Annotated in this window: 14 protein-coding genes and 1 pseudogene; 12 read left to right on the forward strand and 3 right to left on the reverse strand. The window is 51.9% G+C overall.

Annotation, left to right across the window (positions count from 1 at the left end):
- Positions 1-66 precede the first annotated feature (66 nt).
- The 4 genes from AAHF05_RS11015 (at position 67) to AAHF05_RS11030 (ending at position 4,325) form a co-directional block, all read left to right on the forward strand.
- Positions 67-1,032, forward strand: coding sequence for a sensor domain-containing diguanylate cyclase (locus AAHF05_RS11015; protein WP_028017408.1), 966 nt, complete (start codon positions 67-69; stop codon positions 1,030-1,032).
- A gap of 82 nt (positions 1,033-1,114) precedes the next feature.
- On the forward strand, positions 1,115-1,642 hold the full coding sequence (locus AAHF05_RS11020; RefSeq protein ID WP_129325025.1) for a GNAT family N-acetyltransferase: 528 nt from the start codon (positions 1,115-1,117) through the stop codon (positions 1,640-1,642).
- A gap of 116 nt (positions 1,643-1,758) precedes the next feature.
- Positions 1,759-3,210, forward strand: coding sequence for a tagaturonate reductase (locus AAHF05_RS11025; RefSeq protein WP_108089918.1), 1,452 nt, complete (start codon positions 1,759-1,761; stop codon positions 3,208-3,210).
- A gap of 200 nt (positions 3,211-3,410) precedes the next feature.
- Positions 3,411-4,325 (forward strand): bestrophin family protein, encoded by a 915-nt coding sequence (locus AAHF05_RS11030; RefSeq protein WP_238934275.1) that lies wholly within the window; start codon positions 3,411-3,413, stop codon positions 4,323-4,325.
- Here AAHF05_RS11030 and AAHF05_RS11035 read toward each other — a convergent pair.
- Positions 4,313-4,861 (reverse strand): GNAT family N-acetyltransferase, encoded by a 549-nt coding sequence (locus AAHF05_RS11035; RefSeq protein WP_129325027.1) that lies wholly within the window; start codon positions 4,859-4,861, stop codon positions 4,313-4,315. The genes AAHF05_RS11030 and AAHF05_RS11035 overlap by 13 nt on opposite strands.
- A 134-nt stretch (positions 4,862-4,995) precedes the next feature.
- Here AAHF05_RS11035 and AAHF05_RS11040 point away from each other — a divergent pair, with 134 nt between their 5' ends.
- The 6 genes and pseudogenes from AAHF05_RS11040 (at position 4,996) to AAHF05_RS11065 (ending at position 10,652) form a co-directional block, all read left to right on the forward strand.
- Positions 4,996-5,583: a hypothetical protein gene (locus tag AAHF05_RS11040; protein ID WP_129325035.1), complete on the forward strand. Its 588-nt coding sequence runs from the start codon at positions 4,996-4,998 to the stop codon at positions 5,581-5,583.
- Positions 5,584-5,657: 74 nt separating this feature from the next.
- Positions 5,658-6,098 (forward strand): GNAT family N-acetyltransferase, encoded by a 441-nt coding sequence (locus AAHF05_RS11045; protein ID WP_108089916.1) that lies wholly within the window; start codon positions 5,658-5,660, stop codon positions 6,096-6,098.
- Between the two features lie 145 nt (positions 6,099-6,243).
- A complete protein-coding gene (locus AAHF05_RS11050; protein WP_129325028.1) occupies positions 6,244-7,239 on the forward strand; it encodes an alpha/beta fold hydrolase in 996 nt (331 codons plus the stop codon).
- Between the two features lie 44 nt (positions 7,240-7,283).
- A complete protein-coding gene (locus AAHF05_RS11055; protein WP_128347722.1) occupies positions 7,284-8,024 on the forward strand; it encodes a response regulator in 741 nt (246 codons plus the stop codon).
- Positions 8,021-9,319 carry an ATP-binding protein gene (locus AAHF05_RS11060; RefSeq protein WP_129325029.1) on the forward strand — a complete coding sequence of 433 codons (1,299 nt, stop codon included), beginning with the start codon at positions 8,021-8,023 and terminating at the stop codon, positions 9,317-9,319. Before AAHF05_RS11055 ends, AAHF05_RS11060 begins: the two co-directional genes overlap by 4 nt.
- A gap of 135 nt (positions 9,320-9,454) precedes the next feature.
- Positions 9,455-10,652, forward strand: a pseudogene (locus AAHF05_RS11065) (cytochrome c biogenesis protein/redoxin).
- A 4-nt stretch (positions 10,653-10,656) separates the two neighbouring features.
- Here AAHF05_RS11065 and tam read toward each other — a convergent pair.
- Together tam and AAHF05_RS11075 are read right to left on the reverse strand one after the other, a co-directional pair.
- Entirely contained in the window at positions 10,657-11,415 is a 759-nt protein-coding gene (gene tam / locus AAHF05_RS11070; protein WP_129325030.1) for a trans-aconitate 2-methyltransferase, read from the reverse strand.
- A gap of 83 nt (positions 11,416-11,498) precedes the next feature.
- Positions 11,499-12,083 carry a GDP-mannose pyrophosphatase gene (locus AAHF05_RS11075; RefSeq protein WP_129325031.1) on the reverse strand — a complete coding sequence of 195 codons (585 nt, stop codon included), beginning with the start codon at positions 12,081-12,083 and terminating at the stop codon, positions 11,499-11,501.
- Between the two features lie 85 nt (positions 12,084-12,168).
- On the opposite strand from AAHF05_RS11075, the gene AAHF05_RS11080 reads away from it, so the two are divergent.
- Positions 12,169-12,921, forward strand: coding sequence for a DeoR/GlpR family DNA-binding transcription regulator (locus AAHF05_RS11080; RefSeq protein ID WP_129325032.1), 753 nt, complete (start codon positions 12,169-12,171; stop codon positions 12,919-12,921).
- Between the two features lie 89 nt (positions 12,922-13,010).
- The gene (locus AAHF05_RS11085) at positions 13,011-14,624 is read left to right on the forward strand and encodes a mechanosensitive ion channel family protein (RefSeq protein ID WP_129325033.1); all 1,614 of its coding nucleotides are present in this window, start codon (positions 13,011-13,013) and stop codon (positions 14,622-14,624) included.
- Positions 14,625-14,824: the final 200 nt, after the last annotated feature.

Below are 14,824 nucleotides of genomic sequence, written 5' to 3' on the forward strand. Positions count from 1 at the left end.
GTTAGAACACTGACAATGTCCCTGTTTAAGCTACGCTTTGAGTAACGCTTTACGTCAGGAGACATTATGAAAGCACCTGCAATCCCTGAAAATGAAACGGAACGTCTTAACTCACTGCGTGAGTCTGGTTTGCTCGAGATTGACGGTTCCCCATCGTTTGACCGCTTAACACGACTGGCAAAGCGATTCTTCCAGGTGCCGCTTGCGATGGTCAATCTTATTGATGAACATGCCCTGATCGTTAAATCAGCCGATGGGCAGGCACCCGGCAGTGTGCCACGTAACATCTCATTTTGTGGCCATACGATCCTTACCGAAGCGCCGCTGGTGGTGGGAGATATGCTACAGGACGATCGTTTTGCTGATAATCCGCTGGTGGCAGGCGAACCCGGTGTTCGTTTCTACGCGGGCTTCCCATTGCGCCTGCGTGACGGCGCAAGCGTTGGTTCGCTATGCCTGATTGATTACGCTCCCCGGGAGTTTTCTGACGCCGACCTTGCTGTCCTGGGAGACCTTGGCGCACTGGCGGAAGATGAATTTGCTGCCATCAGCGCGGCGACCACGGATGAATTAACCGGGCTATTCAACCGTCGGGGTTTTAATCAACTCGTGCGTTTCACGCTTTCCGTTGCCCGGCGCCGGGCCGAGCCGCTGACGCTCGGCTGGCTGGATTTGGATCGCTTTAAGGAAATTAACGATCGCTTCGGGCATGAAGAGGGGGATAAGGCGCTGAAAGCCATGGCGCAACTGATGCGTGCTTCTTTCCGTGAAGCGGATCTGCTGGTTCGTTTTGGCGGGGACGAGTTCGCCGTGCTGTTTGCGGATACGGATGAGCAGGGCGCCTGGATTGCCATGCAGTACCTCGTCGAGCAGGTAGAAAACTATAACGCCCGCAAGTTACACCCCTGGTCGCTTCACTTCTCATGGGGGCTAAGTGAATTCGATCATAACGGCAACGACCTGCAGCAGTGGTTAAAAGATGCTGATGAAAAGATGTATGCCATGAAACAGCAGCGCCAGCGCGCCCGGTGACATAACAAAAGCCTATGTCCGATCCGTTTGCGTTAAGAAGATGTTAAATGCACAGTGAGCGTATTCAACGTAAGGAATAACAATGAATACCTCACTGCAAATCAAAAGCCTCACCCGCGAAGACATTCTCACCCATATTGATGCCCTGGCCGGGATCCTCGAAAACTGTGTCAACGGCGGCGCATCCGTCAGCTTTATGCTTCCCTTTAGTCTGGAGAAGGGCCGCTCTTTCTGGCGCGGTGTTGCTGAAAGCGTAGGGCGCAATGAGCGCCTCGTGCTGGCCTGTGTCGACTTGCAGGACGGCATCATCGGAACGGTGCAGTTAATCACAGACCAGCCGGAAAACCAGCCGCATCGCGCCGATGTAGCGAAGCTGCTGGTTCATGAGAAAGCGCGTCGGAAAGGGGCCGCGATGGCGCTAATGGAAGCGCTTGAAGTTCAGGCCAGAGCCAGAGGCATTTCCGTGCTGGTGCTTGATACTTCCACAGGCAGCGGCGCCGAGACGTTTTACCAGCGCGCTGGCTGGCAAAAGGTCGGCGAGATCCCACGCTATGCTCTTATGCCGGACGGTGCCATGACGGCCACGTCCGTGTTCTACAAGTTCCTGTAATTATTTTGCACAACTGCACCGGGATTGATCAAAACAGGGTTTCTGGTCGTCAGGTTTTGATAAGTTATCGTACCAATCTTATCAGGCTGTATGACTAATTATAAAAGGAACCTAAAGTGGACACTCTCAACCGTCGTGATTTTCCCGGTGCGCAATATCCTGAACGTATCATTCAGTTTGGTGAAGGCAATTTCCTGCGTGCGTTCGTCGACTGGCAACTCGATTTGTTAAATGAACATACCGATCTTAACGCTGGTGTGGTTATCGTTCGTCCTATTCAAAGTGACTTCCCGCCGTCGCTTAGCACACAGGATGGCCTGTATACCACGATTATTCGTGGCCTGAATGCGCAGGGGGAGGCGGTGAGCGATGCCCGTCTTATCCGTTCCGTTAACCGGGAGATCAGCGTCTATAGCCAGTATGATGAGTTCCTGAAACTGGCTCACAACCCGGATATGCGCTTTGTTTTCTCGAATACCACCGAAGCCGGGATAAGTTATCACGCCGGTGACAGATTTGAAGATGCCCCCGCAGTGAGTTACCCGGCGAAGCTCACGCGATTGCTGTTTGAGCGTTTCAGTCACTTTAACGGCGCGCGAGACAAAGGCTGGATAATCATTCCCTGTGAATTGATTGACTACAACGGAGATGCACTTCGTGAACTGGTGTTGCGCTATGCGCAAGAGTGGGCGCTGCCTGCCGCTTTTATCCGCTGGCTGAACGAGGCCAACAGCTTCTGTTCGACGCTGGTCGACCGTATTGTGACCGGTTATCCGCGTGACGAAGTGGCCACGCTGGAAGCTGAGCTGGGTTATCACGATGGGTTCCTGGATACGGCTGAACATTTCTATTTATTTGTCATTCAGGGACCGGCATCCCTTGCCCGTGAGCTTTGCCTGGATAAATACCCGCTAAATGTGCTGATTGTTGATGACATCAAGCCATACAAAGAGCGAAAAGTCGCGATTCTGAACGGTGCACACACGGCGCTGGTGCCGGTGGCATTTCAGGCAGGGCTGGATACGGTAGGTGAGGCGATGAATGATAGCGACGTTTGCGCCTTCGTCGAGAAAGCGATTTATCAGGAAATTATTCCTGTTCTGGATCTACCGCGTGATGAACTGGAATCTTTCGCCAGCGCGGTAACAGGTCGGTTCCGTAATCCTTACATCAGGCATCAGTTGCTCTCTATTGCGCTCAACGGCATGACCAAATATCGCACTCGTATACTGCCGCAGCTGCTGGCAGGGCAGAAAGCGACAGGTAAATTACCTGCACGCCTGACATTTGCCTTAGCGGCACTGATGGCGTTCTATCGTGCAGAGCGTAACGGGGAACGCTATCCGGTGCAGGATGATGCACACTGGCTCGAACGTTATCAACAGCTGTGGGCGCAGCATCACGATAAGCAGATCAGTACCCGTGAGCTGGTGCAGGCGGTATTGAGCGTAAGTGAGCACTGGGAGCAGGATCTCACTCAGGTTCGTGGTCTCGTAGACCAGGTGACACTGGATCTTGATGCCATTTTGTTGAAAGGAATGCGCTCAGCGGTAAAACCGCTTTGCTAAGGACGGTACCCGGCTTCGGCCGGGTTTAATAACATCACCATTTAGTTACAACATACTATTATGCCTGTTTAAAAATTCAGATGCAGCACCGTGCGGTTAAAGCTAAACAGGTGTGAAATTTCAATGTTCCATTAACATGCTTGCAACCGTGTGGGGGATCACGTTTAATAACCACGCTCTTTTCTTTTCTGAAACTCACTATGATTGTTCGTCCTAAGCAGCACTGGCTGCAAATGATTTTTGTCTGGCATGGCTCAGTACTGCCTAAAATCTATACCCGACTGTTACTTAACTTCCTGTTATCTATCGCCGTGATCGTGATGCTACCGTGGTATACCTCTCTCGGCATCAAATTTACGGTTGCGCCATTTAGCATTCTCGGCGTGGCGATCGCTATCTTTTTAGGTTTCAGAAACAACGCCTGTTATTCGCGCTACGTTGAAGCTCGCCTGCTTTGGGGGCAACTGATGATAGCGGCCCGCTCTCTGTTTCGCGAGGTAAAAAACACCCTACCAGACGATAAGTATCTGGGTGAATTTGTCCGCCTGCAGATTGCCTTCGCCAACTGTTTACGCATGACCCTGCGCCGGGAAATGAACGCCGGTCAGTTGTCTCGCTATCTTGCCGCAGATGATTTAAAAAAAGTGATGGAAGCCAACTCGCCGGCGAACCGTATTTTGCTGATCATGGGAGAGTGGTTGGCTGTTCGACGTCGTAACGGACAACTATCAGACATTCTTTTCCACAGTCTGAATAACCGTCTGAACGACATGTCCATCGTTCTGTCTGGTTGTGAGCGTATTGCGACGACTCCAGTGCCGTTTGCGTATACGTTAATTCTGCACCGTACGGTGTATCTGTTTTGCATCATGCTGCCGTTCGCGCTGGTTGTGGACCTGCATTACATGACGCCGTTTGTCTCTGCGCTGATTTCTTACACTTTCATCTCGCTGGATGCACTGGCGGAAGAACTGGAAGACCCGTTTGGTACAGAAAATAATGACCTGCCATTGGACGCCATCTGCAACATGATGGAACGCGATCTGCTGCAGATGAACGATGAAGAGACTATTCCTGACAGGCTGATGCCGGATAAACATTATCAGCTGACCTGACGGGCGTTCCACTCGTCGCGGGTGATCTCCCACAGCTCAGAATCCAGTATTCCGCTGACGTACGCTTTCTTTTCTGTCCTGATAAGCCGCATGCCGCTACTGTCCGAAATACGTCGGGAGCGGCTATTTGCAGCGGCTTTTGGCGCACGCAATAACGACTTGTTCAGTGTATTAAACCAATAATCCGTTGCTGCAATACTGGCCTCTCGCATAAATCCCTGACCCTGAAACTCCGGAGCCAGCCAAAAACCACGGTTATTATCTTCGACATCGTAAAGGCAGATAATGCCCATCAGTTCATCGGGAACGTCGCGACGGCGGATGCTCCAGAACCAGGCAATTCCTTTTGCCATATCCGGCAGCGCCACATTATTGACATAGTTTTCCGCGCCGTTATCCGGGTAGGGCCAGGGTACAGAAGAGACCATATAGCGGACGATCTCCCAGCGCGGATAAAGCTTCTGTATCTGGACGGCATCTTCGGCAACCAACGGTTTTAGCAATAGGCGTTCTGTCGTGAGAGTCGGTATCGTCATCCGCGGATCTCCATATTTAAGCGTTATGCTTTTGTTTGGGTTCTGATATTTTCATGTCTATCACATTCTGCTGAGCCATGCTGGGGTTATTCACTACCAAAAATGGGCAACATTTCTTTAGTGGCGAAATTTTGATGGGATTTTTGTCTCTTTTAACGGGACGGGTTTTCCTGGATCTTCTGCAGCATGGCAGAGAGATAGAGGAAGCTATTGCTCGTCGTGATCCTCGTTTGTTGAACTATTCCACTCCCGAGATGGAACAGTATTTTTCTCGTCCCCTTAGCGAGTTGCCGCGTCAAAATCCTTACCCGGTAGCCACGTTGTTCCCTCTGTTTTTAGTGGTGTTTGCGTTTAACCTTTTGCCTTTTCTCCATACTATGCAGGGGTTATCTCCATTAAATCATGCACTGAGCTTTTTCGTACCATCATTAGTAATGACAGGCGCGCTCATTGTTATAAGCGCGCTTCTGGCACGAGGGGCAACGTCGGGATTGCAGGGGTTTATGACGCTGTTCATAGTTATGCTGGTACTAACCCTCGTTCAGACGCTATATCTTCTGCTTTCCCATGACGGAAGTCTTTGGCCACTAGTCATCGCATTCTCCGCACTGTTACTTTGTCGGGTAGTGATGAATAGCAGTGGTTTTGTGCTGTTTACGCTGTATTGTCGTACTCAGCGTCTTGCCAGGCTGGCACGTGAAATGCGGTTAAAAATCCGTTAAAGAGGTGATGTGACGTTACCGAAAACTAAGTCGGGTTTTGATAATGGCGAACTCTTTGTAATACGAGGAAATACATGGCTGTCACGGTAAGAGCTTTACGCGCAGATGATTATTCTCAATGGCGTCCCCTGTGGGATGGCTATACCCATTTTTATGACTGCTACCTTGAGGAATCTGTTACCGCATCGACATGGGAAAGGGCGTTATCAGATCGTTCACAGATGTTCTGCCGCGTAGTAGAGAAGAACGAAAAGGTCATCGGTTTTGCGATGTGCATTCTGCACGAAGGAACCTGGTCGACGGCGCCCATTTGTTACCTGGAAGATCTGTTTGTTGATGCCACCGAGCGCGGGGCGGGAGCCGGAAAAGCGCTCATTGATGCCCTGATAGAGGAAGGCAAGCGGGAAGGGTGGTCAAAACTATACTGGGTCACCAGGGAGAACAATCCGGCGCGTAAACTCTATGATAAATATGGTGAAGCTGACGATTACGTCCGCTATCGCCTCTCCCTGTAAATCTGTAACGCCTGTGTTTGTATCACACTGTATCAGCGCCCCGGATACATACACAGGCTTGCAATAAACCCGCTTTCGCACATATCCGCTATACATTGAGGTGTTGTTATATCCCCGTGAAATGTACTCAACCGGAGATACCAACATGTTCAGCAAACTCGCGTACTCAACCCTCGCACTGACCGTTTCTCTTGGCACGGTGATGTCCTGTCAGGCCGAAGCCACCGGCACAAACTTCGCGTCAGCTTTTGATCATCCACTGCAAATTAACGCCGGCGATCTGAATGTCGGTTATGTCGACATCGGCCCCAAAAATGGTCAACCGGTCATTTTATTACACGGCTGGCCTTACGATATTCACAGCTACGCCGAGGTAGCGCCTGCGCTGGCGGCCAAAGGCTACCGGGTGATTGTGCCTTCTCTGCGCGGCTACGGCACCACGCGCTTCCTGTCTGCAAAAACGCCGCGCAACGGCCAGCCTTCGGCGATGGCGAAAGACATTGTTAACCTGATGGACGCTTTGAATATCAAACAGGCGGTGTTCGCGGGATACGACTGGGGTGCCCGTACGGCGGATATCGTTGCGGCGCTTTGGCCAGAGCGCGTTAAATCACTGGTGTCGGTGAGTGGATATCTCATCAGCAGCCAGCAGATTGGCAAACAACCGTTGCCGCCAAAAGCCGAACAGCAGTGGTGGTATCAGTTCTATTTCGCCACCGAGCGTGGTGCTGAAGGCTATGCCAAAAACACGCATGATTTCGCGCGCTTAATCTGGTCGCAGGCATCGCCTGACTGGAAATTTAGCGATGCAGCCTTTAACGCCAGCGCCAAATCCCTTGATAACCCGGATCACGTCGCAGTGACGCTCAGCAACTATCGCTGGCGTTTAGGGCTGGAAAAAGGGGAGCGTAAATACGACAGCTACGAGCAAAAACTGGCGACTTTGCCGAATATTACCGTCCCGACCATTACCATTGAAGGCGGAAATAACGGTGCGCCGCACCCGGCACCGCAGGCCTATGCAGGTAAATTTACCGGTAAATATGAGCACCGCACCTTCGGCGCAACCGTGGGGCACAACCCTCCTCAGGAAGATCCACAGGATTTCGTCAAGGCGGTTATCGACGCGGATAGGCTGTGATATGTGCTATTTTCAATACGTTACCCCTCAGTCAGGAGAATTCGGTGGAGCATATTGATCATATCCTTGTCGTCGATGACGACAGGGATATTCGTGAACTGATTGTCGACTATCTCATTAAGTCCGGTTATCGCGCGACCGGTGCGGCAAACGGTAAAGAGATGCGTGCCGTGCTGGATAAACAGCATATCGACCTGGTAGTGCTGGATGTCATGATGCCCGGTGATGATGGACTCACCCTGTGTCGACAGCTTCGCAGCGGCAAACACAAAGATTTGCCCATCCTGATGCTGACGGCGCGCAGCGAAGAGACGGACAGGATCCTGGGACTGGAAATGGGGGCGGATGATTACGTTGTGAAGCCGTTTGTCGCCCGTGAGCTACTGGCACGTATCAAAGCAATTTTGCGGCGGTTTCGCACCATGCCGCCCAATTTACAGGTGACCGAGGCAGGACGACTGGTGATGTTTGGTGAATGGCAACTGGATACCGTCGCCCGCCACTTAATTGACCCGGAAGGGGTGATCGTGGCGCTCAGCGGGGCGGAGTATCGCCTGCTGCGCGTATTCCTCGACCATCCTCAACGTGTTCTCTCCCGGGATCAGTTGCTCAACCTGACGCAAGGGCGAGACGCCGAACTGTTTGAACGTTCTATCGATTTGCTCGTAAGCCGGGTTCGCCAGCGTCTGAATGAAGATGCACGCACGCCTGCCTATATTAAAACCGTGCGCAGTGAAGGCTATGTTTTTACCATGCCCGTGACAATCAAAGAGGTTAATGAATGACGCTTTGGCCACGCTCACTGCTTGCCCGACTGCTGATCATTGTGCTTGCGGGTCTCTTGCTGGCCAACGCCCTGAGTATGACGCTGGTCATGGTTGAACGAATGCACAGTGCCCGCACGGTGATGCTCGGTAATCTGGAATACGATGTTGCAACCAGCGTGGCCATTTTAGACCGGTTACCCGCCAGTGAACGCGCGGCCTGGCTTCCGCGACTTGAACGGGGTAACTATCGTTATATCCTCGGTGCAGGTGAGCCTGGCGCCGCGCCGACGGATAAGCGTTCGCAGGATGCCATCCGAACGTTAAAAGAGACCCTCGCGGCTGACTATCCGCTCAGTTTTACCGCGGTTCCGGGTTCTGTTTCCCATATTCAGGCACATCTCACATTGCACGATGGCTCGCCGCTGACCATTGACCTGATCCCCCGAATGCCGCCGGTCGCAAGCTGGCTACCTGTTGTTCTCATCCTGCAACTTTTGCTCCTTGCTGCCTGCTCCTGGATCGCGGTACGACAGGTGATACGGCCTTTTTCACAATTTACCCATGCGGTAGATACGCTGGATCCTTCGGCAAATGCCCCCATGAAAGAGAAGGGACCGGTTGAAGTACAACGAGCAGCGCATGCCTTCAATGCAATGCAGGCTCGCATCCAGTCCTATATCAAAGACCGCGCGCAGATCCTCGCATCCATTTCTCACGATCTCCAGACCCCAATAACACGCATGAAACTGCGTGTCGAAATGGCAGAACAACCTGAGCTTCGCGACAAGCTATTAAATGACCTTGATAACATGTCGCGTCTGGTGCGGGAGGGGATTGCATATGCCCGGTCATCAGAATCACTGGAAGAGACGTCGCTGAAACTGGAGTTGAACGCGTGGGTAAATAGCATAGCGTGCGATTATCAGGACATCGGTAAAAACGTGCAGTTTCAGGCAAGCGAGGCTCGTTTACCCGTTGTTACTCGCCCGCAGGCGCTTCGTCGGGTGATGACTAATTTGCTGGATAACGCTCTGAAATTCGGCGAGCGTGCCGTCATCGCTATTGATGATTCATCTGCCCAGGAGCTTATCATTCACATTAGGGACGCGGGGCCGGGAATACCCGAGGCCGAGCTCGCGGCCGTGTTGCAGCCTTTTTATCGAGTTGAAACATCGCGCAACCGTGACACCGGCGGAACCGGGCTTGGTCTGGCTATTGCCGCGCAGCTCACCGCCCAACTCGAAGGAAAGCTGAAGCTGGTAAACCGCGCAGAGGGAGGGCTCGACGTCTCCATTGCACTGCCTCGACGCTAATTGTACGGCTTTGTATCTCTCAGGGAGACAGATACAGAGCCAGACAAAACCCCAGGTTTTACACATATCCTGAACACATCGGTACGATGAAATAGCCTCACTGCAGCGTTGCAGCATCTGTCATGTGAGGTCACTATGTTTCTGATAATCGCTTTTTTAGGTGGGATGATAAGCCTGCTCAGTCCATGTACGCTCCCGGTTATTCCGCTCCTGTTCGCCGGTTTTCAAGGGCAACGACGACATATTCTGGCGCTCTTTGCGGGGATGATCGTGATGTTCACCCTGGTGGCGATGGCCGTCACCGTCGCCAGCGAGTGGATTGCAGAGGCAACCATTATCGGGCGCTGGGTCGCGCTTGTCATTCTGGCTATCGCCGCGCTGAGCTTAATCTCTCCATCCTTTGCCCGGCGTATTGCGCAGCCTGCCGTCAGCGTGGGAAATGCCCTCAATACCCGGAGCGGGCAAACGCGCGGTATAGCATCGGCTTTTCTGGCCGGACTAGCCGTGGGGTTGCTCTGGTCTCCCTGTGCCGGACCGATTCTGGGCGCCATTTTCAGCATTAATATTGCGGGGAATTCAGCCATTGCGACAGGGGCTCTGCTGGCCGCCTATGGCAGCGGATGCGCGCTGATGCTGGGATTGCTTATTATCGGCGGGCGAAAACTGATGGCACCGCTGAGAGCAAAGTCGGCGCTGATGGAGAGATTACGCCAGGCTGCGGGGGGCGTGATGCTAGCGGCTGTGGCTTTGAATGCAACAGGCGTAACATCCATATTGAAAGGCGCTAACGGCGTTGCCGACTATCTGGAAACATCGTTGCTGAATCTGGCAAAACCAGCAACCACACCGGTGAAGCTTCAGCCAGTCGTGATGGCGGAGCCCAGCAGTCAGTTACCTTCGTTAAGCGGTGGAACAGGGTGGATAAATGGTGACAGTGTCACGTCTGAATCGCTGCGCGGTAAGGTAGTGCTGATCGATTTCTGGACATGGGACTGTATCAACTGCCAGCATACGCTCCCGCATGTGCGTGACTGGGCGACAAAATACCAGTCACAGGGTCTGGTGGTGATTGGGGTCCACACGCCCGAGTACCCCTGGGAAAAACCGCTTTCCTCGGTAAAAAATGCGGTGAATAAGTGGCAGTTGCCCTATCGGGTTGTGACCGATAACAACTATCAAATCTGGAATGCTTTCGGCAACCAGCAACCAGTACTGGCCCGCACATTACTATTTTGATGCGAAAGGGCAGTTACGCTACACCTCTTTTGGCGAAGGCAACTATGAACAGCAAGAGAAGGTCATTCAACAGCTGCTCAAAGAAGCCCGGTCATAAGCCATCAGGGTTGACGTTTAGCAACAATAAACAGCCGTGGAAAAGCCAGCAGTATCTGCCCGTTTTCCTGGAGCGGATACTGCTCTACCAGTAGTTCATGGTAGCGTTTCAGAAAATGTTTCTGCTCGCTCTCATTCAGCTCCTGCAGCCAGGGGCGCAAACCGGTGGCGCTGACCCAGTCAATAATGGCCTGGTGAGAGCTCATTTTATGAAAATACGTTGTCCGCCAGATATCTACGTCGCAACCGGCTTCTGACAAAATATCAAAATAGGCATGTACGCCGGGCAACGGTTCACGACCACGATCGGGATAATCTTGCTCCAGCGCCACTTCACGCATCGCCACATGGGTGGGTTCGAGCCAGTTGTCAGGCATCTGGATCGCCAGCACGCCATTTAACATAAGCAAAGAGACAAGGTGAGGCAGGAGATCGTAATGGTCAGGGATCCATTGCAGCGATGCATTAGCGTAAATCAGACTCAGCGGCTGGCCGGGCTTATACTGGCGAATATCGGCTTCAACAAAATGGCAGTCAGGTAACGCCTTGCGTGCTTCTTCCAGCATCGCAGGTGAATTATCAACCCCAGTGATATGTGCCGAGGGCCAGCGATGCTTTAACAGGGCAGTACTGTTGCCTGGCCCGCAGCCCAGATCAACGATGGAGGAGACCTCATCCAGTGGAATTCTGGCGAGCAGTTCAGCGGCAGGACGCGTTCGTTCTGCACCATATTGCAGGTAAAGGGAAGGGTTCCAGTCAGCCATTGTCAGATCTCCGTTTTGCATGTTTTTGCAAGAATAGCACAGGCAGACACCTGCGCAGCGGCAGGCGTCATGAGCGTCGCAAATTACAAAATGCCTTTCAGTGCAACATGGTAAAGCAGCATGATGGTTTTTCCGTCGACAATCTTACCCGTTTCAATGCCCTGTAATGCTTCTTCCAGCGTTATTTCGAGTACGTCAATATCTTCGCCCTCCGCCTTGATTCCGCCGCCTGAGCTGGTTTTGTCTTTCGGATGGTACTCGGCAAGGTAAAAATAGAGTTTTTCCGTAACGGAGCCCGGGCTCATATACGCTTCAAAGATTTTCTGCACGCATGAAACGCTAAACCCGGTTTCTTCCTCCGCCTCAGCTTTAATGCGGCTCTCTGGATCCATGTTATCGAGCAACCCGGCAGCAGCTTCGATCAAATCGTCCTCATGGCCGTTGATAAATACAGGAAAACGGAACTGGCGGGTCAGGATCACCGTCTTTTTCTCACGGTTATAGAGCAGGATTGTCGCGCCGTTACCCCGGTCATAAACTTCACGGTTTTGCCGCTGCCATTCGCCATCACGGCGCTGCAGGTCAAAGGTATATTTTTTAAGGATATACCAGTTATTTGACAGCGTTTCACTGTCAATAATGCGTACATCTGCACGTTTTGATTGCACGATTGTTCCTCCTTACGTAGAGTATTCATCATAACCAGCATTATCGTGCAACTTCAAGATTAATCATGCAACATCAGGAATCTAAATGCTCACCAGTCAGCGCAAACAATTGATCGTTGAAAAACTCGAAGCCGAAGGGCAAGTTCAGTCGAAAGCACTTAGTATTCTCTTCGATGTCTCTGAAGACACTATACGGCGTGATCTACGTGAACTGGCGGCAGAAGGGCGTTTACAGCGCGTTCACGGTGGCGCGCTACCGTCATCTTCAGCCATTGCTCCGTTCGCAGAACGTCAACTCGTTAAGATGGATGCGAAAAAAAAGGTGGCCCAAAAAGGTGCCCAGCTTATCTCTTCGGGTCAGGTGGTGATCGTTGACGGCGGGACAACGACCGCTGAACTGATTACGTTTTTACCTCCTGACCTGCACATCACCGTGGTAACGCACAGCCCGAGTATCGCTCTGGGACTGGTTAATCATCCTTCTGTCGAGGTGATTCTGATTGGTGGCCGCCTGTATAAACACTCTATTGTTGCGGTCGGCGCGGGGGCCATTGAAGGTATCGAAAATATTCACGCAGATCTGTTCTTTATGGGAGTGACCGGCATCCACCCTGACGCGGGACTGACGACCGGTGATTTTGAAGAAGCGTGCATCAAACGTGCATTTTCCGGCAGAGCCGCCGAGACGGTTGTCCTGGCCTCACCGGAAAAAATAAACACCGCGTCATCGTTTGTGATTGGCGATGTGTCTCTGGCGAATACCATCGTTATCGATGGCAATACCGATGAGGACTGGATCCGTGCGATATCGGAAAAAGGGGTATCTATCATTGCGTAAGTGAAGGGCTGGACTATGCTAAAAAAGCGATCGGCCTTGATTTGGCTTTTTGAAAAATAACGATAATTCTCGCGTTTTCGGTGGCGAATATGAACAGGATTGTGCTCGCGCTTTTAACGTGTTTTCTCTTCTCTGTGCTTGTTAATTCCCATGCGGCGGAACCTCGACAGGAGCCCACTGAAAAGGAGCGCGCTCGCACGGTTTATATTTTCCATCAACCGATCGTCATGCTACAGGCAAAGTTCGGTCTTACCACGCCAGAAGAACGGGTGTTACGCATCCGCAATACGCTACGAAATTTCACTGAAGCTGATGTTCGCGAACCGCTAAAGATTGTGTCAGTAAATCGTTATAACCAGCCGGGACGGCTCATCGTGATGAACGGCAAACCGGTGATGCTACTGACAGCAGGCGATCTCGACGAGGGAGACGATCTTACGCTTGACCAGGCGGCGCAGCGCGTACTGGCGCGTATGGAAGCGCAACGCTCAGCCTTGAGCGATCAGTATAACAGCGGCTGGCTGGCGCTATCGGCGGTGAAGACCGTAGCGGGACTGCTGGCACTGGTGCTGTTCTGGTACGGCACATACCGTTTATGGCGCTGGATCAAACGTGTTTATCGCCGGCGTATTTTTGAGAATCGAAGCTGGGTACCTCAGCGCTGGCGGCGGTTTATCGGTGCTATCGAAACGCGCCTGTATACGTTGTTGATGATTTTACTGGGAATTGTCGCACTCTATGTCTGGCTGAGTTGGACCTTCAGCCTGTTCCCCTGGACGCGCGTCTGGGGAGAGTCTCTGGGAGAGTGGTCCGTACGCGCGGTACGCGATATCGCGCTGTCTATTGTCTCAGCGTTACCGGGCCTGTTGATTGTTCTGATCATCTTCCTTATTACCGCCTTCATTTTGAAGTTGTTAAAGATGGTACTCAATCAGGTGGAAGCAGGGCGTTTGCAACTGCCCGGTATCCATCCTGAAACAGTTGGTGCAACCCGCAAGCTGATTTCAGTCGTGGTGTGGCTCTTTGCGCTTTCGGCAGCTTATCCTTTTTTGCCCGGGGCCAATTCACTGGCTTTTAAAGGCATCAGTGTTTTCTTTGGCCTGATGCTCACGCTAGGCTCTGCCGGGGTGATGAACCATGCAATGAGTGGTCTGGTTTTGATTTACTCGCGTGCTCTCCGCAAAGGAGACATGATTCGGGTGGCAGATAACGAGGGGCTGGTAAGTGAAATTGGTATGCTTGCAACCAAAATTATCACCCGTGAAAACTACGTGGTTACCGTGCCGAACGCTGTCGTGGTAAGCGGTAAAATTACCAATTTGAGTGCGCAAAGTACAAACGGTGGCGTTAACCTGACTGTCGGCGTCACCATTGGTTACGACACGCCATGGCGTCAGGTGCATGCAATGTTGGAGTTGGCGGCCAAACGTGCCAAAGGAATCGATCTTTCACAGCCACCGTTGGTGCGACAGTTGAGTCTGATGGATTGGTACATTGCTTATGAATTACAGGTACGACTGCTGCCGGATGTGTCACTGGCGGATGCCCGTAACGAACTGCACAGCAATATTCAGGACGTCTTCAATGAATTTAACGTGCAGATCATGTCTCCGAACTTTGTATTGCAACCGGAAAACAGTGTAATGGTGCCAAAAGAGAACTGGTATAGCGCACCAGCGACGCCACCTGAAAACGGAAAATGATGAACAGCGTCTGGAAGGTACTTTCAGTGGGCTCAATGACCAGGGCAATGACAACAGATAATGTGTAGATTTCCCATGGATTCATACTTGTCAAGGCTCAATTGAAATGTCCGTTATCCAGCTCAATTAAAATGACCACTTTGATCTCTCATTCTCTTTACTGATAGACTTGGCTTTGTTGAATAAATCAGATTTCGGGT

It is taken from the genome of Enterobacter adelaidei (genome assembly GCF_041937165.1).
Lineage (GTDB): Bacteria > Pseudomonadota > Gammaproteobacteria > Enterobacterales > Enterobacteriaceae > Enterobacter > Enterobacter adelaidei.